The organism is Reichenbachiella sp., from assembly GCF_039941815.1.
GTDB lineage: Bacteria > Bacteroidota > Bacteroidia > Cytophagales > Cyclobacteriaceae > Reichenbachiella.
Genome location: NZ_JBDVDW010000028.1, coordinates 1 through 1059, shown reverse-complemented (window position 1 = coordinate 1059; position 1059 = coordinate 1). Strand labels below are relative to the sequence as shown.

Sequence of the window (1059 nt, the reverse complement as noted above, 5' to 3'; positions counted from 1 at the left end):
AAAGCACCTCACCTTGATCAAGATACGTCACTAAGGTGTCTTTATCGTATACATCACACTCAATAAAAGTAAGGCAGTTGCTCCATGTCGGCTCGATGTTATTTAACTGAAATAACATCGAGTGCAACCTGTTAGGAACATCTTTTAGAATTGGAAGCAGGGTTGTTTGCGGCTCAAGAAATGCCCTAATAGCATCTACATCTAGAGTATCGTGTTGAATCACCGCAAGGATAGCAGACGAATCTTCCTTTGAGTTTTCTTCAAGCATTAAGAGTATATTTCTAAAGTAACAGTCGAAGTCTTGATCTATTCGATCTCTTAACATTGACTCTTTCATAGACCGTATGGTCGTGTAATTGCTCTCGCGCAATAACGTCAAGTCATTCTCTCCCAAAATATTTTGGTAAATGAATTCCACGTTCGTGATAGTAAGCTCATAAAGCCCTTTCTCAGACAGGTGGCGTGCAATTCTAAAATATTCTTTTATTGCGGGTAGGTCTTTAACTTGAATACCTAGGCATTCAAGACGCTCTGGTTCCAGCTCAGGTGCACCAAGTAGAACCTCTGGAAGGTTCTCAGCAATGCATTCGGATAAATCGTCAGAATTTTCTGCAAGCTTTCTTAATTCATTTTCTGGCAAATGAACAACTAATTGAGTGGCGTGTGATACATGTTGGGGGGTGGAAAGGGCTGTTGGAACGAACGCTCCCCACAGATCAACTAGTTTAGAAAGAAGTCCAGCAACATACTGACCACGGCTGTAATAGATTTTGAAAAACTCTTCACAAAGGTCGAATTTAGATGAGATAAAAGCGAAAAGCTTCTCAATTTGGTCAATATATAAGTCTCTATTGCTTAGCAGGGTATCAACGATTTTCACGTTCAAAACATAACTTTGCTGAAAGTCTTCCTCCCTCATAGCTTCGATGACTTCCTTTGGGTTGTCGATTTGAGTACTTGGCTCTGGTGTAGTGTACGCTCTTATCTGTATTAAAAAGTTATTATCATTCGGTGATAAACGACCTTCATGGAAAAGCGAAGTATATTGGTAGTAGGTAT

The 1059-nt window shown here is 39.8% G+C and carries 1 protein-coding gene; it reads right to left on the bottom strand.

Features of this window, described 5'->3' with window-relative positions:
• A partial coding sequence (locus ABJF11_RS06885) for a hypothetical protein (protein ID WP_348118989.1) occupies positions 1-1059 on the bottom strand: 1059 nt, incomplete at both ends.